We start from the raw sequence: 1,184 nt of genomic DNA, 5'->3' as shown, positions 1-1,184 counted from the left end.
ACCATGGCGCCCTTTTCGCCCTTGTTGAGCATCTGCACCATATGCTCTTCGGCGCTTGCGCCGCCGGCGAGCGCCAGGGTAGAGACTGCGGCGGCGAGGATGGAGAGTTTCATCGATTTGTCCTTTGTTTCGTCTTCGCGGCATTGCGCCGTTCCATGCCATTTAGTCTGACGCGGCTGGGAACAATTTGCGCTGGCGCAAACTCAGGATAAGAAAGGTCTTCCGCACGACTGATGCGGAACCGTAGGGCCGTGAGGAATCGCTTGGCTGCGCTGGACCGATCGCTGATTTCGCGACTGCCGCTCTTCCAGGGTCTGACGCCCGACGAGCAGAGCGAGATCCTGCGGGATGCGCGGTCGTCTCGCTATGCCAAGGAGACTGCGATCTTCGAGCAGGAAGCCGAGGCTCATTCCTTCTTCGTGCTGATCGCCGGGCATATCCGTGTCGTTCGCACCACACCGGACGGACAACAGGTCATCGCCAGATACATCAGCGAAGGCGAGATTTTTGGCGTCGCCGCGGCACTTGGCCGAACGACCTACCCAGCCAGCGCAATTGCGGCGGTGGACTGCGTGGTGCTCGCCTGGCCAAACGCTCTGTGGCCGGACCTGGCGGGATGCTTCCCAGTGTTTGGGGCGGCCACATACAGGACGGTTGGAACCAGGCTGCAGGAGACGCAGACGCGGGTCGTGGAGATGTCCACCGAGCAGGTGGAGCAGCGGGTTGCGCATGCGCTTCTGCGACTGGCAAACCAGACCGGCCGAAAGACCGACAGCGGCATCGAAATCGATTTCCCGATTTCCAGGCAGGACATTGCCGAGATGACGGGAACGACGCTGCACACCGTCAGCCGCTTGCTCAGCAAGTGGGAAGACAATGGGATAATCGTCAGCGGACGCCAGAAGGTCACCGTGAAGGATGCGCATCGCCTTGTAGTTCTGGCCGAGAACCGGGACAAGCGCTGATCTCATTCTCTGCGGCGGACAGTCGCTTCCAGGTCGGCGATGAAACGGCTTTCATCGACGTGGTGTTCAAGGCACGCTTCAGCCACGGTATGGAATGTGCCGATCGGGCAGCCGACGCACAGCATCTTGTATCTCAGCACCACAGCCACCGTTGCCGGCCATTTCCTCATGATTTCGTCAACGACCATGTCGGGGTCAATCGAACTGGGTTGCTTCACG

General features: G+C 60.4%; 2 protein-coding genes and 1 pseudogene. 1 reads left to right on the top strand and 2 read right to left on the bottom strand.

From position 1 onward, the window contains the following. Positions 1-113: pseudogene (locus EOA22_RS39320) on the bottom strand (pseudoazurin); the annotation flags it as partial. A gap of 150 nt (positions 114-263) precedes the next feature. Here EOA22_RS39320 and EOA22_RS34365 point away from each other — a divergent pair. Beyond that, on the top strand, positions 264-965 hold the full coding sequence (locus EOA22_RS34365) for a Crp/Fnr family transcriptional regulator (protein ID WP_024505309.1): 702 nt from the start codon (positions 264-266) through the stop codon (positions 963-965). 2 nt (positions 966-967) lie between these two features. Here the strand turns inward: EOA22_RS34365 and EOA22_RS34360 are convergent. Continuing rightward, positions 968-1,184, bottom strand: a 217-nt coding sequence (locus EOA22_RS34360; RefSeq protein WP_348629522.1) for a DUF1858 domain-containing protein, incomplete at its 5' end; no start/stop codon positions are given.

Origin of the sequence: Mesorhizobium sp. M7A.F.Ca.US.014.04.1.1, from assembly GCF_003998745.1 — a bacterium.
GTDB lineage: Bacteria > Pseudomonadota > Alphaproteobacteria > Rhizobiales > Rhizobiaceae > Mesorhizobium > Mesorhizobium ciceri.
The sequence above is the reverse complement of the archived record's forward strand: the minus strand, read 5'-3'. Positions and strand labels throughout refer to the sequence as shown.